18 protein-coding genes, 1 tRNA gene and 2 pseudogenes are annotated in these 18752 nt (G+C 68.4%); 9 read left to right on the plus strand and 12 right to left on the minus strand.

Going from position 1 to position 18752, the window contains the following annotated elements; translation table 11 throughout:
- Positions 1 to 68 precede the first annotated feature (68 nt).
- Positions 69 to 1190, minus strand: coding sequence for a Nif3-like dinuclear metal center hexameric protein (locus L1066_RS24385; RefSeq protein WP_235738920.1), 1122 nt, complete (start codon positions 1188 to 1190; stop codon positions 69 to 71).
- A 115-nt stretch (positions 1191 to 1305) separates the two neighbouring features.
- On the opposite strand from L1066_RS24385, the gene L1066_RS24390 reads away from it, so the two are divergent.
- The 3 genes from L1066_RS24390 to L1066_RS24400 are packed head-to-tail and all read left to right on the plus strand — an operon-like array spanning position 1306 to position 3768.
- Positions 1306 to 1650 carry a hypothetical protein gene (locus L1066_RS24390; protein ID WP_235738919.1) on the plus strand — a complete coding sequence of 115 codons (345 nt, stop codon included), beginning with the start codon at positions 1306 to 1308 and terminating at the stop codon, positions 1648 to 1650.
- A gap of 19 nt (positions 1651 to 1669) precedes the next feature.
- The gene (locus L1066_RS28215) at positions 1670 to 3115 is read left to right on the plus strand and encodes a sensor histidine kinase (RefSeq protein WP_235738930.1); all 1446 of its coding nucleotides are present in this window, start codon (positions 1670 to 1672) and stop codon (positions 3113 to 3115) included.
- Positions 3100 to 3768, plus strand: coding sequence for a response regulator transcription factor (locus L1066_RS24400; protein WP_235738931.1), 669 nt, complete (start codon positions 3100 to 3102; stop codon positions 3766 to 3768). Before L1066_RS28215 ends, L1066_RS24400 begins: the two co-directional genes overlap by 16 nt.
- Positions 3769 to 3926: 158 nt before the next feature.
- On the opposite strand, the gene L1066_RS24405 is transcribed toward L1066_RS24400, so the two are convergent.
- The 8 genes and pseudogenes from L1066_RS24405 to L1066_RS24435 form a co-directional block, all read right to left on the minus strand.
- Positions 3927 to 4487: a protein kinase domain-containing protein gene (locus L1066_RS24405; RefSeq protein WP_235739187.1), complete on the minus strand. Its 561-nt coding sequence runs from the start codon at positions 4485 to 4487 to the stop codon at positions 3927 to 3929.
- Positions 4379 to 4816: a hypothetical protein gene (locus tag L1066_RS24410; RefSeq protein WP_235738932.1), complete on the minus strand. Its 438-nt coding sequence runs from the start codon at positions 4814 to 4816 to the stop codon at positions 4379 to 4381. The genes L1066_RS24405 and L1066_RS24410 overlap by 109 nt, the downstream gene beginning before the upstream one ends.
- Positions 4817 to 4845: 29 nt before the next feature.
- Positions 4846 to 5256: a hypothetical protein gene (locus L1066_RS24415; protein ID WP_235738933.1), complete on the minus strand. Its 411-nt coding sequence runs from the start codon at positions 5254 to 5256 to the stop codon at positions 4846 to 4848.
- Positions 5257 to 5396: 140 nt separating this feature from the next.
- On the minus strand, positions 5397 to 5867 hold the full coding sequence (locus L1066_RS29025; protein ID WP_376707737.1) for a class I adenylate-forming enzyme family protein: 471 nt from the start codon (positions 5865 to 5867) through the stop codon (positions 5397 to 5399).
- Between the two features lie 24 nt (positions 5868 to 5891).
- Positions 5892 to 6206, minus strand: a pseudogene (locus L1066_RS29030) (AMP-binding protein); the annotation flags it as partial.
- Positions 6199 to 6801, minus strand: a pseudogene (locus tag L1066_RS24425) (AMP-binding protein); the annotation flags it as partial. The pseudogenes L1066_RS24425 and L1066_RS29030, both read right to left, overlap by 8 nt.
- Before the next feature lie 256 nt (positions 6802 to 7057).
- Positions 7058 to 7129, minus strand: a tRNA-Val gene (locus L1066_RS24430).
- A gap of 258 nt (positions 7130 to 7387) precedes the next feature.
- Positions 7388 to 7837, minus strand: coding sequence for a peroxiredoxin (locus tag L1066_RS24435; protein WP_235738935.1), 450 nt, complete (start codon positions 7835 to 7837; stop codon positions 7388 to 7390).
- Between the two features lie 125 nt (positions 7838 to 7962).
- Here L1066_RS24435 and L1066_RS24440 point away from each other — a divergent pair, with 125 nt between their 5' ends.
- Positions 7963 to 8715, plus strand: coding sequence for a septum formation family protein (locus tag L1066_RS24440; protein ID WP_235738936.1), 753 nt, complete (start codon positions 7963 to 7965; stop codon positions 8713 to 8715).
- A gap of 30 nt (positions 8716 to 8745) precedes the next feature.
- On the opposite strand, the gene L1066_RS24445 is transcribed toward L1066_RS24440, so the two are convergent.
- Together L1066_RS24445 and L1066_RS24450 are read right to left on the minus strand one after the other, a co-directional pair.
- A complete protein-coding gene (locus tag L1066_RS24445) occupies positions 8746 to 10344 on the minus strand; it encodes an AMP-binding protein (protein WP_235738937.1) in 1599 nt (532 codons plus the stop codon).
- Positions 10345 to 10390: 46 nt separating this feature from the next.
- Positions 10391 to 10768, minus strand: coding sequence for a DUF3052 domain-containing protein (locus L1066_RS24450; RefSeq protein ID WP_283095617.1), 378 nt, complete (start codon positions 10766 to 10768; stop codon positions 10391 to 10393).
- Between the two features lie 218 nt (positions 10769 to 10986).
- Here L1066_RS24450 and aceE point away from each other — a divergent pair, with 218 nt between their 5' ends.
- Complete coding sequence (gene aceE / locus L1066_RS24455) at positions 10987 to 13752, plus strand: pyruvate dehydrogenase (acetyl-transferring), homodimeric type (RefSeq protein WP_235738938.1); 2766 nt, start codon at positions 10987 to 10989, stop codon at positions 13750 to 13752.
- A gap of 129 nt (positions 13753 to 13881) precedes the next feature.
- On the opposite strand, the gene L1066_RS24460 is transcribed toward aceE, so the two are convergent.
- Complete coding sequence (locus L1066_RS24460; RefSeq protein ID WP_235738939.1) at positions 13882 to 14841, minus strand: alpha/beta fold hydrolase; 960 nt, start codon at positions 14839 to 14841, stop codon at positions 13882 to 13884.
- 133 nt (positions 14842 to 14974) lie between these two features.
- Here L1066_RS24460 and L1066_RS29245 point away from each other — a divergent pair, with 133 nt between their 5' ends.
- The 4 genes from L1066_RS29245 to L1066_RS24485 all read left to right on the plus strand — a co-directional run bounded on the left by L1066_RS29245 (position 14975) and on the right by L1066_RS24485 (position 18730).
- Positions 14975 to 16177 carry a PucR family transcriptional regulator gene (locus tag L1066_RS29245; RefSeq protein ID WP_446499933.1) on the plus strand — a complete coding sequence of 401 codons (1203 nt, stop codon included), beginning with the start codon at positions 14975 to 14977 and terminating at the stop codon, positions 16175 to 16177.
- Between the two features lie 99 nt (positions 16178 to 16276).
- Positions 16277 to 17458, plus strand: a complete 1182-nt coding sequence (locus L1066_RS24475) for an acyltransferase domain-containing protein (protein ID WP_235738940.1) — start codon at positions 16277 to 16279, stop codon at positions 17456 to 17458.
- Entirely contained in the window at positions 17458 to 18438 is a 981-nt protein-coding gene (locus L1066_RS24480; protein ID WP_235738941.1) for a beta-ketoacyl-ACP synthase 3, read from the plus strand. The genes L1066_RS24475 and L1066_RS24480 overlap by 1 nt, the downstream gene beginning before the upstream one ends.
- 46 nt (positions 18439 to 18484) lie before the next feature.
- A complete protein-coding gene (locus L1066_RS24485) occupies positions 18485 to 18730 on the plus strand; it encodes an acyl carrier protein (protein ID WP_235738942.1) in 246 nt (81 codons plus the stop codon).
- Positions 18731 to 18752 lie beyond the last annotated feature (22 nt).

Genomic DNA, 18752 nt, shown 5'->3' on the forward strand with positions numbered 1-18752 from the left:
CGCTCATCGAGCGCGGCGACCGCGAGCAGGCTCTCCTGGGCGGCGGGATCGGCTTTCAGCGTCGGCTCCTAGATGCGGAAGGTCCACGGATCGGTGGGCGTGGTGCTCACCCGGGAGACAACCGTATCCCCCAGCGCGTCGTCGAGTCGCTTCTGCACCACCGGGAGCCACATCGACTCCGCCGCCCAGTGGGCGACGTCGACCAGGGCAGGCCCGCCGTGCTCCAGGAACTCCGATGCCGGGTGGTGGCGCAGGTCGGAGGTCAGATAGACGTCGATGTCGGCGGAGCTGAGTTGCGGGAGCAGGAAGTCACCGGCCCCTCCGCACACCGCGACGCGTCGTACCTCCCGCTCGGGGTCGCCGCCGACCCGTGTGCCGTGGGCGGTCTCCGGAAGCGCCTCAGCGACGCGCTGCGCGAACTCGCGCAGTGTCTGGGGCTCGGGCAACCTGCCGATACGGCCGGTCCCGGTCTCGGTGAACCCGGGGTCACCGAGCTCGATGACGTCGTAGGCCGGCTCCTCGTAGGGATGGGCAGCGAGCATGGCTTCCAGGACCGTACGACGGAGCTTGCGAGGCGCGAGCACCTCCACCCGATCCTCCTCGACGACGGCGATGTCACCGATGGTGCCGATCGCCGGGTCGGCACCGTCCAGCGGGCGGAAGCGGCCCTGCCCGGTGGCGGTGAAGGTGCAGTGGTCGTAGTTGCCGAGCGCACCCGCCCCCGCCTCGGCCACGGCAGCACGCACCGGAGCTGCTGCGTCGGAAGGAACGAAGACGATGATCTTGTCGCGGGGCTCACCCGGCGCTGCGACGATCGGCGTGAGGTCCTCCAGTCCGACGGCGTGGGCAAGTGCCTCCGAGACCCCGCCAAGCGCCTGGTCGGCGTTGGTGTGGGCGGTGAGCAGGGCGCAGTTGGCGCCGGCAAGCGTGGCGAGAGTGCGCCCCTTCGGCGTGGTGGCCGCGAATCCGTGCACCGGTTTGAGCAGCAACGGATGGTGCACCACGAGCAGATCGGCCTTCCACTCCGCAGCCTCCTTCGCGACAGCAGGCGAGGGGTCGACGGCAAGCATCACCTTGCGCACCTGCTGCGCGGGATCACCGAGCACGAGGCCGACTGCGTCCCATGAGTCGGCGGTGTGGGGCGGATACCAGCCGTGCACCAGGTCAACCACGTCAGCAAGGGTCGTCATGGCGCCGAGCCTAGCGACCGGCCAGGAGCACCTCGGCGCCTGGCGACCTGCTTCGTGAGGGAGTTCTCATCGAGGTCTCATCACCGCCCCATCGTGGTGCAGGATGGTGGGCATCATGAGGATTCCGTGGACCTTGGTCGGGGTGGCAGCTGTGCTGCTTCCCCTGTCTGCCTATGTCGCCGGCACCCTGACCGGCGGCACCGAGGCTCCCGAGCAACGATCACCGATCGTGGTGACCGGCACCCTCTCCGACGACGAAGGCAACTCGGGTGGGCCCACCGACGTTCCCAGCGGCGAGCCCACGAAGAACTCCGATCCGAAGACGAAACCGTCCCAGAAGCGCACGGAGCCGGAAGTCGTGCATCCCCAGCCACATGATCGCGACGACGACGATGACGACGACTGGGACGATGACGACTGGGACGACGATGACGATGATGACGACGACGATGACGACTGATCGGCGGTGAGGGTTGAGGGTGGTTGACGCGCCGGCGAACCCACCTCGGTCGCGGCGCCCCGGCCTGAGCGTCCGGATCCGCCTCACCCTCGCCCTGGCCCTGCTCGCTGCGCTGGCGATGGCGCTGGTGGGCGCCCTCGTCTATGCCGTGGAGTCCTCACGGCTGCACGACCAGGCCGTCGAACACGCCGACCAGGAGTTCGCGGAGTTCGCCAAGCTGCAGAGCACGGGCATCGATCCAGACACTCGTCAGCCCTTCGCCGACCTGAAGTCGCTCTTCCGCGTGTTCATCCAACGCAACGTTCCCAGCGACGCCGAGGTGCTGGCCGGCTGGCTCCTTGACCAAGCCGAACTCGTGTCCCTCTCCGCCCACGGGAACCTGGCGAAGGAACCGGCCGTGGTCGACGCGGTCAACGCCCGCGTGGTCAACGGTGGCGACACCACAGTGGACACCAGCGACGGCGAGGTCCTGGTTTCGGTACAGCCCGTCACGCACACCCGCAGCGACGAGACGGGGGCGTTGGTCGTGATCACCGTCTTCGGCGAGACCCATGACGAGTTGCGTTCGCTGATGCGCACCTACGTCTTGGTCTCCCTGCTCGCCCTCGCCGTCATCACTGCCTTGGCCGCCCTGCAGGCAGGGCGCCTGCTCTCCCCGTTGCGCCGCCTCGACGACACCGCCCGGGAGATCAGCGGTAGCGACCTCTCGCTCCGCATCCCCGAGACCGGCAACGACGACATCACCCGGCTGACCCGCACCGTCAACCAGATGCTCGACCGCCTCGAGAGTGCCTTCGCCGACCAGCGGCTGTTCCTCGACGCGGCGGGCCACGAGCTGAAGACGCCGTTGACCGTGCTCCAGGGCCACCTCGAGCTGATGGACCCCAGCGACCCCGTGGAGGTCGCCGAGACGCAGCGCCTCCTGCTCGACGAGACCGACCGGATGGCCCGTCTGGTCAACGACCTGATCCAGCTGGCCAAGAGTGCACGACCCGACTACGTCAGGCGCGAGCCCGTCGATCTGCACTCCCTCATCTCCACTGTGCTGGCGAAGGCATCCGGACTCGCCGACCGCGTCTGGGTCGACGACGGCGGCCCGGAGCTGGTGCTGCAGGCCGACGAGCAGCGTCTCACCCAAGCCCTCCTGCAGCTCGCCGACAACGCGGTGAAGCACACCGACACCGGTGACGAGATCGGCGTGGGTGCCCGCTCGCTCGGCTCCCACGTGGAGCTGTGGGTGCGCGACTCAGGTGACGGCGTACCAGAGGCTGATCGGGCGCGGATCTTCGACCGCTTCGCGCGCAGCAACGTGCGCTCCGGCGACGAGGGCTTCGGCCTCGGTCTGTCGCTGGTACGCGCCATCGCTGAGGCCCACGACGGCACCGTCAGCCACGAACCCGAGCCCGACGGCGGCTCACGTTTCCTGCTCACCCTGCCCCTGGAGGACCCATGGCCCGCATCCTGATCATCGAGGACGAGGAACGCATCGCCGCGTTCGTTGCCAAGGGGCTCCGAGCCGAGGGGCACCAGACGACCGTGATGGGCGACGGCCCGAGCGGCCTCGACGAGGCGCTGTCCGGCAACCACGACCTGGTCGTGCTCGACATCGGTCTGCCCGGACTCGACGGCTTCGAGGTGCTCGACCAGATGCGTGCCCAAGGTGCCAAGATCCCGGTCATCGTGCTCACGGCCCGCGACTCGGTCACCGACACCGTGTCCGCGCTGGAGGGCGGCGCCGACGACTACATGCCCAAGCCCTTCCGCTTCGCCGAACTGCTGGCCAGGGTGCGGGTGCGGCTCCGACAGGCCGCCGAGGTCCCGGCTGCTGGTCGCGAAAGGCTCAGCGCGGGCGGTGTCGAGCTCGACCTGCGCACCCGCCGCGCCTCGGCCGACGGGAAGAGCATCGACCTCTCCGCCCGCGAGTTCGCCCTGCTGGAGATCTTCCTGCTCAACCCCGGCCAGGTGCTGTCGCGCGAGCAACTCCTCGACCACGTCTGGGAGGTCGACTTCGACCCCGGCTCCAACGTCGTCGACGTCTACATCGGCTACCTCCGCCGCAAGATCGGCTCCCGTCGGATCACCACCGTCCGCGGCATGGGCTACCGGCTCGAGCCCTGACCCCCGGCCCCACCCGCCCCGTGCGCCTCAAGATTCCCCGCCCGAGCGGGGAACTTGTCGCTTGCGGGCCATAGCCACACCCACCAAGCGACTGTTCTGGTGACGGAGTGTGAGCTGTGGGACGTACGGCGAGGCGTAGGCGGGAAACGACGACACGGTCAGAGGCCGATGCGGAAGCCGGCGAGGTGGCCGCGCGGCAGGCTGGCCAGGACGGGCTCCAACGCATCGGTGACCTCGCTCGGCAGCGGTCGGTCCTCTGGACGCCGCTCCAGACAGCCGTGCAGCACCTTCACGACCGGTGCGGGTACGCCGGCAGGGAGCTCGCGCGACGAGGTCACGAGTTGCGGGAACCGGCCACCGATGTCGTGCGCACCCACGTCGCCGGGGGCGAAGGGCCGTTCCCCGGAGACCGCATGGAAGAGGGTGGCGCCGAGGCCCCATATGTCGGTGAGCCGATTGAGCTCGTGCGGCTCGCCCGGCTGGCACTGCTCAGGTGCCATCCAGTCATCGGTGCCGATCGGCTGGCGCGCCCGGGCGGCGTCCTCGAGCGGACGAGCCACGGACAGGTCGATCAGGCGCGCAGGCGCACCCATGATCACGTTGCTGGGCTTCACGTCGAGGTGCACCCAACCGATGCGGCCGAAGTAGTGGAGCGCAGCAGCCAGGTCGATGGCCAGCGGCAGGTATTGCGCGGCCTGCAGCGGACCGTGGCGACGCACCAACGACGACAGTCGCGGCCCGTCGACCTGCTCGAGCACGAGGTGCGGGCGCTCCCCGCCTCCTCGTGCCGCAGCCCCCGCACGACCACGGGATGGTTGATCCGGCGCAGGGCCTGCGCCTCGCGGCGCAGGCCGTCCAGCGCGCCTTCGTCGTCCACCTGGTCGGGTCGGAGCACCTTGACCACGACGGGCAACCAGGTCACGTCGTCGAAGGCCAGATAGGCCTCGTAGTTCGATCCACCACCGAGCAGCCGTAGCGCCGTGAGCCCCTCGGAGATGGCGTCACCTTCCCCGAACCCCCACTGTGCCTGCTTGCTCCGTACGCCCATGACCTGACCTCCGCTCGCCCGTGACCGACTCAGTCGCGGGTGTTGTCGTTCGTCAGGTCACCACGGGTGTTGTCGTTCGTGTTGTCGTTCGTCAGGTCACCACGGGTGTTGTCCCGCGTGTTGTCGTTCGTCAGGTCACCACGCGTGTTGTCCCGCGTGTTGTCGTTCGTCAGGTCACCACGGGTGTTGTCCCGCGTGTTGTCGTTCGTCAGGTCACCACGGGTGTTGTCCCGCGTGTTGTCGTTCGTCAGATCACCACGCGTGTTGTCGCGCGGGTCGTCATCGTCGTCGTCATCGTCGACGAGCACCAGCGAAGGCTGGTCGTCGTCGCGCTTGTTGACCTCGTCACCGTCGTCGGCGGCCGCAGTCTGGAGCCCAAGGGCCCCCACGGCAACCAGACCGACCAGGCCAAGACCGGCCAGGGGGATCAAACGCTTCATCATGCTTCCCTTCGTCGGGACCGGTTTCCGGCCCGCTTCATTGACGAGAGACATGCAACCAACGTGCAGTGAAGTGACGATGAGCCGTGGGTGAGAGCGCTCTCACCCACGGCTCATCACCTTGGCCGCCCCTGACGGCGTCAGTTGATCTGCTTTCCCTGGTCCGCCCAGTAGGGCTGCCGCAACTTGAACTTTTGCAGCTTGCCGGTCGCCGTACGCGCCAGTTCGTCGCGGAACTCCACCGACGTGGGCGCCTTGTAGCCGGCCAAGCGCTCCTTGCACCAACCGATCAGGTCGGCCTCGGTTGCCTCCTCGCCGGGGGCCAGCACGACGAGCGCCTTGATGGTCTCGCCCCACTTCTCACTCGGAACCCCGATCACGGCCACCTCCGCGATGGCGGGGTGCGAGAAGAGGGCATCCTCGACCTCGATGGACGAGACGTTCTCACCGCCCGTGATGATCACGTCCTTCTTGCGGTCCATGATCGTCAGGTAGCCGTCGTCGCCGATGACACCGCCGTCACCGGTGTGGAACCAACCTCCGGCCAAGGCCTTGGCGCTCTCCTCCGGCTGCTGCCAGTAGCCCTCGAGGACCACGTTGGAGCGAGCCAACACCTCGCCCTCCGCGTCTGTCGTCAAGGTGACGCCCAGGGCGGGCGCGCCCGCGCGGATGAGCTTGCTGGCGCGCTCCTCGACGGGGAGGTCGTCCCACTCCTGCCGGCTGCGGTTGACGGTGAGCAGCGGCGAGGTCTCGGTGAGACCGTAGATCTGGATGAACTCCCAGCCCAGCTCCTCCTCCACCCGGGCAACCGTCCTGGTGGGTGGCGGGGCGCCGGCAACGATGATGCGCACCTTGTCGCGGCCGGGGATCTCCCTCCCACGACTGCGCGGCCTCGAGCACGCTGGCGACGACCGCAGGAGCAGCACACATGTAGGTGACACCGTGGTCACGCACCCGACGCAGGATCTCGGCCCCGTCGATCTTGCGGATCACGATCTGCTTCGCTCCCATCCCGGTGGCTGCGAAGGGGTGTCCCCAGCCGTTGGCGTGGAACATCGGCAGCGTGTGCAGGAGTACGTCGCGGTCGGTCAGGGCGATGTGCAGGCCGAAGGTGACCGCGTTGACCCAGATGTTGCGGTGCGTGATCTGCACGCCCTTGGGGCGCGCGGTCGTGCCCGAGGTGTAGTTGATGCAGGCAGTCGCGTTCTCGTCAGGCTCCCAGGGCCGGGGCGCGACACCCTCGTCGGCGAAGAGGTCCTCGTCGTTGCCCAGCACGAAACGGTGTTCCGCGGTCACGGACGCCAGTGCCTCGTCGATCTCGGGGTCGACGTACAGCACGCGGGCGCCGGAGTGCTCCACGATGTAGGCCACCTCGTCCGGGCGCAGCCGGAAGTTGACCGGAACCAGCACGCGCCCATAGCCCGCGACGCCGTAGAAGGCCGTCAACAGCCGAGCACTGTTGTGGGAGACGACTGCGACGCGCTCACCCTCGCCGATGCCGAGCTCGTCGAGCCTGGCTGCCATCCGGGCGGCGAGCGCATGCATCTGGTGATAGGTGAACTCCCCAGCGACTCTGCAGGCTGGTCGGGTTCGTCGACGACTCCGATGCGGTCGCCGTAGACGGCGTCGGCGCGGTTGATGAAGTCGGAGACGGAAAAAGGCACAAGCATGGGTGACATTCCTCACGGATCGGCTGTGAAGCACACCGTAGTCAGTGCGGGGTCACCGCGTCAGGGTGACGCGGGGCGAATCCGTGAACGGACGTCATCGCGCGACGAATGGTCGGCAGGGAGGACTGGGGTGCGTCGGGACGGTTTCGAACCGCCGACCGCCCGGGTGTAAACCGGGTGCTCTACCGCTGAGCTACCGACGCCAGGTGCCGATCATCGGCACGACGGATCACCCTACGCAGCCACCGACGACCATGGGAAATCAGTTCCCGCTGCGCCCGGGATGTGGACCGCCCGAATTCGGGCTACACGGCCCGGACTGCCGGGAAATGAGAATCAGGACCGCAGGTGTCTCGGGTCACCAGCGGTCCTGATGCATGAATCGTGCGTCCTGCAGGGCCGCCCTGTCACGGGAATGATCAAACCTTGCATGAAATTGCAGTCCGGGATCCAGAGGCGCGTCAGGTCACCGATTGCAGTTGCCTGAGGTGCTCGTCGAGGTCACGACCGTCGGCCATCGCGTTGTGCAGTGCCCAGACGACGCGCCCGTCACGGTCCACCAGATAGGTCGACCGCTGCGCACAGCCCCGCTCCTCGTCGAACACGTCGTAGGCGCGAGCCACCTCGCCGTGCGGCCAGAAGTCGGACAGCAACGACACCGTCAGGTTCTCGTGATCGGCGAATCCGCGCAGGCTGTAGGTCGGGTCGCAGGAGATCGCCAGGACCTCGGAGTCGAAGGTCAAGAACTCGGCCAGCCGTTCCTGCACCTGACTGAGCTCGCCGCGACAGACCCCGGAGAACGCAAAGGGATAGAAGAAGATCAGCACCGCCTTGGAACCGCGGTAGGACGACAGGGTGACGTCCTGCCCGAACTGGTCCCTGAGGGTGAAGTCGGGGGCGAGGTCACCCACCTGCAATGTGTGCAAACTTCAGTCCTGTCCGGTACGTCGCCGCTAGGCTTTCGGTGTCCACGAACCCTGGGGGTCCCTTGGCTCGGAAGCCACATCCTCGCATCCCGCTGTGCACGGTGCTGCCTGTGGTGACCCTGCTCGTTGCCGGGTGCGGCCAACAGCAGGCGGGGACCGGCTCGGAGCGGGTGCAGGTGGGCCCGGCCGTCGTGTGGGCCCAACCCGAGGCCGACGTGCGCAGCGGCATGCCCCAGGAGGGCAGTTGCCACCTGCTCCCCCGCGACGTCGCCCGCGGCAGTGACCTCGCGGTGGAGGAGATCCCCTGCTCCGAACCGCACACCGGTGTCACCTACCTGACCGGGGTCCTGCCCACCAAGGTGGCGGCGGACCCGCGCGCCTGGGTGGCCCACCGATGCACGTCCGGCCTGGCCGATGCGGCAGGACTCACGGAGGCCTCCCTTCCCGGCGCGTTCGTGGAATGGGTGTGGTTGCAGCCCGACGCCGAGCATCGCGAGCGGGGTGCTCGGTGGTATCGCTGCGACCTGCGCAGCACCAGCCCGGAGGGCAACCACGACCTGCCCGGTGACGGCCTTCCCGTGTTCTCCGGTGAGATGCCCGACCCCTGGCTGCGCTGCGTCGACACGACCGGTGCCGAGGCGTCGTACGTCGGCTGCGACCAGCCCCACCAGTTCCGTTGGACGGGCAGCGTGCCCACTGACGCCGATGGCGCCCATCCCTCGGCTGAGCAGTGGGAGGAGTTGGCGGCAGCCAAGTGCCGCGCACTCGTGGGCAACGACGCCTTCTGGTTCACCTATCCCAACCAGGTGCAGTGGCAAGACGGCGACCGCCGGCTCAGCTGCTATCGCAAGTCGTCCGCCTGATCTGCAGACGTGGCCAGCAGCCGCTACGGCTCAGAGCTGATGGAGTTCGCGCTTGAGCACCTTGCCGGTGGCGTTGCGGGGCAGCTCGTCGAGCACCGTGATGTCGCGAGGCACCTTGAAACGAGCCAGGTTGGTCTTCACCCAGTTCTTGAGCTCGTCCTCGGAGACGTCATCGGCGAGCACGACGAAGGCCCGTAGCCGCTTGCCGTAGTCGGAGTCGTCGACACCTATGGCGGCGACCTCCACCACGGCCTCGTGCCGGGCCAGGCAGTCCTCGACCTCGCGGGGGAAGACGTTCTCGCCACCGGAGACGATCATCTCGTCGTCGCGCCCCTCGACGTGGAGCCGACCGTCGGCATCGAAGCGGCCGACGTCGCCAGTGGCCATGAGGCCGTCGATGACATCCTTGTTGCCGCCGCCGGTGTAACCCTCGAAGAGCCAACCGTTGGCGACGAAGATGCGCCCTGCCTCTCCGTCCGCCACCTCCCGGTCGTGCTCGTCATAGATCTTCACGACAGTGGCATGGGGCGGCTTTCCTGCACTTCCGGGCGCGGCCCGGAGGTCTTCAGGGGTGGCGATCGAGGCGTAGGCGACCTCGGTGGAACCGTAGATGTTGTGCAGGTTGTCGCCGAAGCGGTCCATCCACTCCAGGGCCAGGTCTCCCGCCAGCGCCGAGCCGGAGGCAGCGGTCACCTTGAGGCTGCGCAACTCGTAGGTGTCGAGGGTCTCCTCGGGCAGCCGCAGGATGCGCTGCAACATCACCGGGATCACCACGAAGGAGTCGCAGCGTTGCTCCTCGATCACCTGGAGCGCCTGTTCCGGATCGAACTTGCGGGTGAGCACGAGGGTGGAGCCCAGCAACATCGCCAACGCCATGTGGGCGTAGCCCCACGTGTGGAACATCGGTGCCGCCACGTGGGTGCGCCACCCGAACTTGAGCGGCAGCCGCGACAGCAGCGCGACGGCCGCATCGATACCGGCCTCGTTGCGCGGCGCGCCCTTGGGGGTGCCGGTGGTGCCCGAGGTCAAGATGACCACGCGCCCGTGCCGCTTCGGCGGGGGCAGGTCGGAGCGGTCTCCGACAGTCACCAGCGCCTCGAGCGAGTCGGCGACCGTGGGTCCGTCCACCCATCCCAGCAGGCGCTGCTCAACGGACGCGCCCGAGAGCAGGTCGCCGAACTCCTCGTCATGGACGACGATGCGGGGCTTCTCCCGTGCGAGCACCTCGTTGAGCTGGGGCCCGGCGAATGCCGTGTTGAGGTAGAGCGCGTCCGCACCCAGCTTGGCCACCGCCAAGCTGGCGTCGAGGAAACCTCGGTGGTTGCGGCACATGATCGCGATGCCGTCGCCCTCGACGACGCCGCGCTTGCGCAGCTCGTGGGCCAGCGCATTGCTGCGTGCGTGCAGGTCATGGAACGTGAGCTGGCCGAGTTCGTCGACGAGCGCCGGTGCGTCGGGGTGGCGCACCGCCATGCTGGCGAAGCCACCGGCGGGACCGGTGCCCCAGGCCAGCACGGTGCGTCCCAACCTGGCCAAGGTGAGGGGCGAGTAGGGACGCAGCACCCCCGCCGTGGTCAGCACCTTCGCAGAGGTGGCGCCTCCGCCCAGCAACGAGCCGATCTTGCCCATGGTGGTTCCTCTCGACAGCGGTACGTCTCGACAGCGGTACGTCGCCTCAGTGCGTCGTCTTGGGTGCAACGAGGCGGGTGGCCGCCCAGTCACTGCCTGCCACCGCAGTGGTGGTCTGGCTGAGGCCCGCGACGGGGGCTCCCTCGGCGATGTCGGCCGGGTCGATCGCGCCGGGCCTGCCCACCTTCGGTGTGAGCAGCCAGATGATGCCGCCGCCGGTCAGGTCGGTGAGGGCGTCCACGAGGGCGTCGACCAGGTCGCCGTCCTCAGCGCGCCACCAGAGCACGACAGCGTCGACGACGTTGCCGTAGTCGCCATCCACCATGTCGGCGTCGATGGCATCCTCGATCGCTTGACGCAGGCCATCGTCGGTGTCGTTGTCCCAACCGAGTTCCTGGACGATCATCCCCGCCTTGAAGCCCATGCGCTCGGCAGGGCTGTTCTGGGGGTTGGACTTCTGGGCGGCGTTGCCGCCCGGGGTGGAACTCAAGGTGCTACCTCTCCTCTGTGGGAAACGACATGGATGTGGGTAGTCCACCGGACATACCACCCCCGGCGCAAGCCCTCGCGCGCGCCGGCGCCCGTGCGCTCGCTACTGGACGGTAGATACCGAAGCGATGGACGGCGTGCCACGATGAGGGGGTGAGTGACCCCACTACCCCTTCCACTGCACCGAAGGCACCCGTCATCCACGAGGGCCTTCCCAGTCAATTGCCGGACATCGACCCAGACGAGACCACCGACTGGATCGACTCGTTCGACTCGATGATCGACGAGCGCGGTCGCGACCGCGCGCGCTATGTGATGTTGCGGCTGCTCGAGCGCGCCCGGGAGCGCCAGGTCGGCGTTCCGGCGCTGCGCAGCACCGACTACATCAACACGATCCCGCCAGAGCGGGAACCCTGGTTCCCCGGCGACGAGGACGTCGAACGCCGGATCCGGGCCTTCATCCGCTGGAACGCGGCCGTCATGGTCTCGGACGCCAACCGTCCCGGCCTGGAGGTCGGCGGCCACATCGCCACCTACCAGTCCAGTGCCTCGCTCTACGAAGTCGGCTTCAACCACTTCTTCCGCGGCAAGGACCACCCCGGCGGCGGCGACCAGATCTACATCCAGGGCCACGCCTCTCCCGGCATCTATGCCCGAGCGTTCCTCGAGGGCAGGCTCACCGAGGAGCAGATGCTCAACTTCCGTCAGGAAGTGCAGCACGGCGCGCACGCCGGCCTGTCGTCGTACCCCCACCCCCGCCTCATGCCGGAGTTCTGGGAGTTCCCGACCGTCTCCATGGGCCTCACCGGTATCAACTCGATCTACCAGGCTCGCTTCAACCGTTATCTGCACAACCGCGGCATCAAGGACACCGGCGACCAGCAGGTGTGGGCCTTCCTCGGCGACGGCGAGATGGCCGAACCCGAGTCTCTCGGCGCCATCCGCGTCGCCGCTCGCGAGGAGCTCGACAACCTCACCTGGGTGATCAACTGCAACCTGCAGCAGCTCGACGGGCCGGTCACCGGCAACGGCAAGATCATCCAGGAGCTGGAGTCCAACTTCCGGGGCGCCGGCTGGAACGTCATCAAGGTGATCTGGGGCCGCGACTGGGACGACCTGCTCGCCCGTGACGTCGACGGGGTCCTCGTCAACAAGATGAACTCCACGCCCGACGGCGCCTTCCAGACGTTCTCGGTCGAGGACGGCGCCTACAACCGGGAGAACTTCTTCGGCCCCGACCCGCGACTGCGCAAGATGGTCGAGCACATGACCGACCGGCAGATCGAGAAGCTGCCTCGCGGTGGCCACGACTACCGCAAGGTCTACGCCGCGTTCGATGCCGCCACCAAGCACGTGGGCCAGCCCACCGTGATCCTCGCCCACACCGTGAAGGGCTGGACCATCGAGGCGCTGGAGGGCAAGAACGCCACGCACCAGATGAAGAAGCTGAAGCTCCCCGACCTCCTGAAGTTCCGCGACCGGCTCTACCTGCCGATGAGCGACAAGGAGATCACCGAGGCCTACGAGGCCGACGGCCGCGCGCCGTTCTTCCACCCCGGCGCCGAGTCGACCGAGATGGAATACATGATGGAGCGTCGTCGCCAGCTCGGCGGCTCGATCCCCAACCGGGTCGTGAAGGCCAAGAACCTCACCCTGCCCGAGGACAAGGTCTACGACTCCCTCAAGCAGGGCACGGGCAAGAACAAGGTCGCGACCACCATGGCCGTCGTCCGCCTGCTCAAGGACTGGATGAAGTCGCCGGGCATCGGCGAGCGGATCGTGCCGATCGCACCCGACGAGTACCGGACCTTCGGCATGGACGCGATGTTCCCGACGGCCAAGGTCTACAACCCGGGCGGGCAGACCTACGAGTCGGTCGACCGCAAGCTGTTGCTGGCCTACAAGGAGTCCGAGCAGGGGCAGATGCTCCACGAGGGCATCTCCGAGGCAGGCGCCATGGCATCGGCGACCGCGGCCGGCTCGTCCTACGCCACCCACGGCGAGCCGATGATCCCGTTCTACATCTTCTACTCGATGTTCGGGTTCCAGCGCACCGGCGACTCGATCTGGGCCATGGCCGACCAGCTCGCCCGCGGCTTCCTCATCGGTGCCACGGCGGGGCGCACCACACTGACCGGTGAAGGCCTCCAGCATGCCGATGGGCACTCCCCGTTGCTGGCGGCGACCAACCCGGCGGTCGTGCACTACGACCCGGCGTTCGCCTACGAGGTCAGCCACATCATGAAGTCCGGCCTCGAGCGGATGTATGGCGAGAACGCCGAGGACGTGATCTTCTACGTCACCGTCTACAACGAGCCGGTCGACCAGCCCGCCGAGCCCGAGGGCGTGGACGTCGAGGGAATCCTGCGCGGCATGCACAAGGTCTCCGCCGGTGCCGGATCCGGCCCCCAGGTGACCCTGATGGGATCCGGAGTCGGCTTCCCATGGGTGGCCAAGGCCCAGCAGCTGCTCGCCGACGACTGGGGCGTCACCGCCGACACCTGGTCTGTCACCTCGTGGAACGAGTTGGCCCGCGACGCCGTGGAGTCGGAGAACTGGAACCTCCTGCACCCCGACGAGCAGCCCCGAGAGGCCTGGGTCACCACGACCCTGGCCGATGTCTCCGGCCCCGTGGTCGCGGTCTCCGACTTCATGGCCGCCGTGCCGCTGCAGATCGCCAAGTGGGTGCCGGCCGACTACCGGGTCCTCGGCACCGACGGCTTCGGCTTCGCCGACACCCGTCCTGCCGCCCGGCGCTTCTTCAACGTCGACGCGGAGTCGGTCGTCGTCCAGGCCCTCCAGGCACTCGCCGACGCCGGTGAGATCGCGACCAGCAAGGTCAAGGAAGCGTTCGACAAGTATCAGATCGACGACCCCACCGCCGTCTCCGGCATCCTCCAGGAGGGCGGCGACGCCTGATCGCCCCCTGGGGTCGTGAAATCCCTCGGCAAGAGCCCAATTCCCCGCCCGGGCGGGGAATTGGGCTCTTGGCGTGTGTGGCTACGGCCCACCAGCAGGCATTTTCCTCGGCAAGTGCCCGCGGTTGGGTCAGGCGCTGGTGCCGACCCGCATCCGCAGCACCCGGTCCCGGTCGTCGGAAGCGGTCGCGCTCCCCACCCGGAGCAGGTCGCGACGTGCCTCGGGGTCGTGCTCAGCGGCGCGGGTGGAGGCGACGAAGTCCTGCACCAGCCTCACGAAGCGCTCGGGGTGGTCGCGGTGCGGGAAGTGGCCGGACCGTGGCAACACCTCGACCCGTGCGGAGGGTACCAACCGGTGGGCCACCTCGGCATGGGCGACCGGGAGCACCAGGTCGTCGCGCCCCCAGACGACACACACCGGCAGGTCACCCACCAGATAGGCCCGGTCGGCCATCGTCACGTACTGCCCGCGCCAGTCGATGACCGACCGCGTGACCTGCCGGACCGCCGTACGCGTGCCACGGTCGGCGAAGGAGTCGACGATGGTGGCGATCTCCCCGAGGTCGCGGGTGCCTGGCAGTGATGTGCTGCCCAGTCCCCGCAGCGCCGCGGCACCGAGGTGCCGGATGCCAGGCAGGCCCCCTACTGCGAGCAGGTGCTGCACCCCGGGAAGCGTGATGGCCCGGAGCAGGGGCGTCACCTCGGGCCCGAGGCCGCCGGCACCCACGAGCACCAGCCGCTCGGTCCGCTCCGGGAACTGATAGGCGAACTGCATCGCCACGCCACCGCCCAGGCTGTGCCCGACGACGGTCGCGCTCTCGATGTCGAGCACGCTGAGGAGGTCACGCATCCCGTTGGCGTAGGCGGCGATCGAGTAGTCGGCACGCGGCTTGTCCGACAGCCCGTGACCGAGTAGGTCAGGTGCGATGACGGTGTGGTTGCGGGCCAGTCCCTCGACCACCGGCGCCCACGTCGTGTGATCGCACCCGAGACCGTGCACGAGCAGCAGTGCCGGCCCGGAGCCCGCCTTCACGTAGGCGCGGCGGTAACCGTGCAGGTCGACGTACTGCACTTCGAAGTCGCTGCTCATCGCTCTCCCCTTCCCCGTCTCCGGGTGGATGGCCGAGTAGAACGCGTCTCCTACGTTCGTGGTGAACACATCCTCACCCACCGGGACCCTCCCTCGCGCCGCCACCCCGTCTGCACGGGCGTAGGGTCAACCCGTGTCACCCAGTTCGCCGCGCGATGACGCCGCTCAGGCCCTGCTCCGTTCGATGGGCACCCTCAGCAACGCGGCCATGGCCCAGATGGAGTCCGACAAGCCGTGGTTCTCGGCGATGTCGGCCGAGGATCGCTCGTGGGTCGGCATGGTCGCGCAGGCCGGCATCAAGGCCTTCATCGAGTGGTTCCAGGAACAGCCCGAGGACGTGGTCGGCGCGGCAGCCGACCCCGGTATCGCAGACGCCGTGTTCGGAGTCGCTCCCCGTGCCCTCGCCGGGGTCGTGACCCTCGAGCAGACCGTCGAACTCGTCCGGCTCACGATCGACGTGGTCGAGACCCATCTCGACCAACTCCTCGAGCCGCAGGCCGCGCAACTCGTGCACCTGGGCGTGCTCCGCTACGGACGCGAACTCGCCTTCGCCACCGCGGAGGTCTATGCCCGCGCCGCCGAGCTCCGAGGCGCGTGGGATGCCCGTCTCGAAGCGCTCGTCGTCGACTCGGTCCTCCGTTCCGACCGCGACCCGACCATGCTCGGTCGCGCCAGCGCGCTCGGCTGGGAGGGCAAGGGAGACGTGGTCGTCGTCCTCGGTCCCGCGCCAGCCGGCGAGCCCGTGGAGACGTTCCAACGGGTACGGCGCACCTCCCGTTCCCGAGGACTCGACGCGCTGTGCGCGATGCACGGCGAGCGGATGGTCATCGTGCTCGGAGGCGTCAAGGAGCCGTTGGCAGACGCCCAGTGCATCGTGCCGCACTTCGCTGACGGCCCCATCGTGGTCGGCCCCCGAGCCGAGGGACTCGACACCGCTCACCGCTCGGCGCTGGCAGCCGTGGCAGCCGAACAGGTCGCCACGGTCTGGCCCGGAGCCCCCGGCCGGTCTTCGCGGACGACCTGCTCCCCGAGCGGGTGCTGGCCGGTGAGCAGCTCGCCCGTGAACAGCTGGTGGCCGGGGTCTACGACGTGCTGCGCCATGCTCGCGGGACCCTGCTGGAGACCCTCGACACCTGGTTCGCCTCGAACCGCTCGGTCGAGGCCACCGGGCGGGCGCTCTTCGTGCATCCCAACACCGTGCGTTATCGACTGCGCCAGGTCACCGATCTCACCGGGCTCTCCCCACCGACCCGCGCGATGCTCACACCATGGCCATCGCACTGACACTGGGCAGGTTGCGACAAGACTCGGCCAACAGCCGGGGACAAGCAACTGACGGGTAACCAGAAACTGTTGGAACCCAACAAAGATTCGGCCCTCTTTTTCGTGCGTGCCGCCAACCCGTGATGGGGAACCCACAAGGCACAGTTGTCCTGTGCTCGTAATCGTTGCTCCCGGTCAAGGCGCCCAGACGCCCGGTTTTCTCACTCCCTGGTTGGCCGATCCGGTCTTCCGCCAGCGGTTCGAGTGGCTCTCCACGGTCGCCGGGATCGACCTGGTCGAGCACGGCACCAACTCCGACGCCGAGACGATCCGGGCCACCGAGATCGCACAGCCGCTGCTGGTGGCCACCGGACTCGTCGCTGCCCTCGAGCTCTTCCCGCACCCTGCTGACGCATTCGGACGCGTGGGCGCTGTCGCCGGTCACAGCGTCGGCGAGCTGACTGCAGCGGCCGGTGCCCGTGCCATCACCGCCGAACAGGCAATGGTGCTGGTGCGCGAGCGCGGCCAAGCGATGGCCAAGGCGGCAGCCGCCACCCCCACCGGCATGACCGCCGTGCTCGGCGGCGATCGCGACGAGGTGCTCGCTGCCATCGCCAAGCACGGGCTCACCGCCGCCAACGACAACGGTCCTGGCCAGATCGTCGCCGCCGGCACCATGGAGCAGCTCGCCGCATTCGCCGAGGAGCCGCCTGCCAAGGCGCGACTGCGGCCGCTGGCAGTCGCCGGGGCGTTCCACACCGAGCACATGTCTCCAGCCGTGGACCACGTGAAGCACTTGGCCCGCGCTGTCTCCACGCACGACCCGCGCACGCTGGTGATCTCCAACCGCGACGGCGAGATCGTGCACGACGGCCCGGAGGTGCTCAAGCGCATCGTCGGCCAGATCGCCCAGCCGGTGCGTTGGGACCTCTGCATGGACACCATGCGCGACCTCGGCGTGACCGGCATCCTTGAGATGCCTCCGGCGGGCACCCTGACCGGCATCGCGAAGCGGGCCCTCAAGGGCGTCGAGACGTTCGCCCTCACGACGCCCGACCAGCTCGACGACGCCCGTGCCTTCGTGGAGAAGCACGGTGACCCGAGCCCGGTCGACTCCACCCCGACCTGGCGCCTGATCGTCTCCCCGATCAAGGGCACTTGGCATGTGGATGCCCAAGCAGCCACCGCCGAGTCCTTGGGCATGAATGCCAGCCTCGGGGCAGTCGCCAGCCTGCGCGACCGTACGCCGGTGCTCGCCCCGCACGGCGGGACCGTCGTCGAGTGGCTCGTCGAGGACGGCGACCTGGTCTCGCCCGGCCAGCCGCTGGTCCGGCTCCACCCGAGCGTGGCCTGATGAGTGCCGTGCAGCACGCACGGATCCTCGGCATCGGCAGCTATCGGCCGGTGCGCGAGGTCCCCAACGCCGAGGTCGTCGACGCGATCGACTCGAGCGACGAGTGGATCCAGCAGCGTTCTGGCATTCGCAGTCGTCGCTTCGCCGGGGCCGATGAGACCGTGGTCTCCATGTCGGTGGCGGCCGCACGAGGCGCCCTGGCCCACGCCGGGCTGGAGGGAACGCAGGTCGACACCGTCATCGTGGCCACCGTCAGCCACCTGCTGCAGACGCCGGCCGCGGCCTCGTTGATCGCAGCCGAGCTGGGCACCAAGGGCGCGGCTTTCGACATCTCTGCTGCTTGCGCCGGCTTCTGCCACGGCGTTGCGCTGGCCAACGACCTGGTCCGCGGCGGCTCCGCCGAGCACGTGCTCGTGGTGGGCGTCGAGAAACTCAGCGACATCACCAGTGCCACCGACCGCGGCACTGCCTTCATCTTCGCCGACGGCGCCGGCGCCGTCGTCATCGGACCCAGCGACGTACCCGCCATCTCCCCGGTGGTCTGGGGGTCCGACGGCGAGCAGTCCGACCTGATCCGTCAGAACATCGACTGGGGCACCGCGGTCCGCGACAACGTCGATGAGATGCCCCACCTGGTGATGCAGGGTTCGGCGGTGTTCCGCTGGGCGTCCTTCGCCATGGCCAAGGTTGCCCTGGAGGCGATCGACAAGGCCGGGCTGACCGTCGACGACATCGACGTCTTCGTGCCCCACCAGGCCAACAACCGCATCACCGACGTCATGATCCGCACGATGAAGCTCCCCGAGCGCGTGCGAGTGGCCCGCGACATCGTCGATGCCGGCAACACCTCCGCGGCGTCCGTGCCCTTGGCACTCAGCCGCATGGTCGACGAGGGCGAGGCCCGCAGCGGCGACAAGGCCCTGCTCATCGCCTTCGGCGCCGGCCTGGCGTTCGCGGCCCAGGTCGTCACCGTCCCCTGATTTCCCCAGATCGCAGCACCCAACACCGAGAAACAAGGAGGGCCTCATGGCCACCACTGAAGAGATCCGCGCCGACCTCGCCGAGATCGTCAACGAGGTTGCCGGCATCCCCGCTGACGACGTGCAGCTCGACAAGTCCTTCACCGACGACCTGGACGTCGACTCGCTGAGCATGGTCGAGGTCGTCGTTGCTGCCGAGGAGAAGTTCGGCGTCACCATCCCCGACGACCAGGTCAAGAACCTGAAGACCGTCGGCGACGCCGTCTCCTTCATCGAGAACGCCCAGGGCTGAGTCCTCCCTGACCTGCGTCCGC

It is taken from the genome of Nocardioides alcanivorans, from assembly GCF_021555175.1.
Classification (GTDB): domain Bacteria; phylum Actinomycetota; class Actinomycetes; order Propionibacteriales; family Nocardioidaceae; genus Nocardioides; species Nocardioides alcanivorans.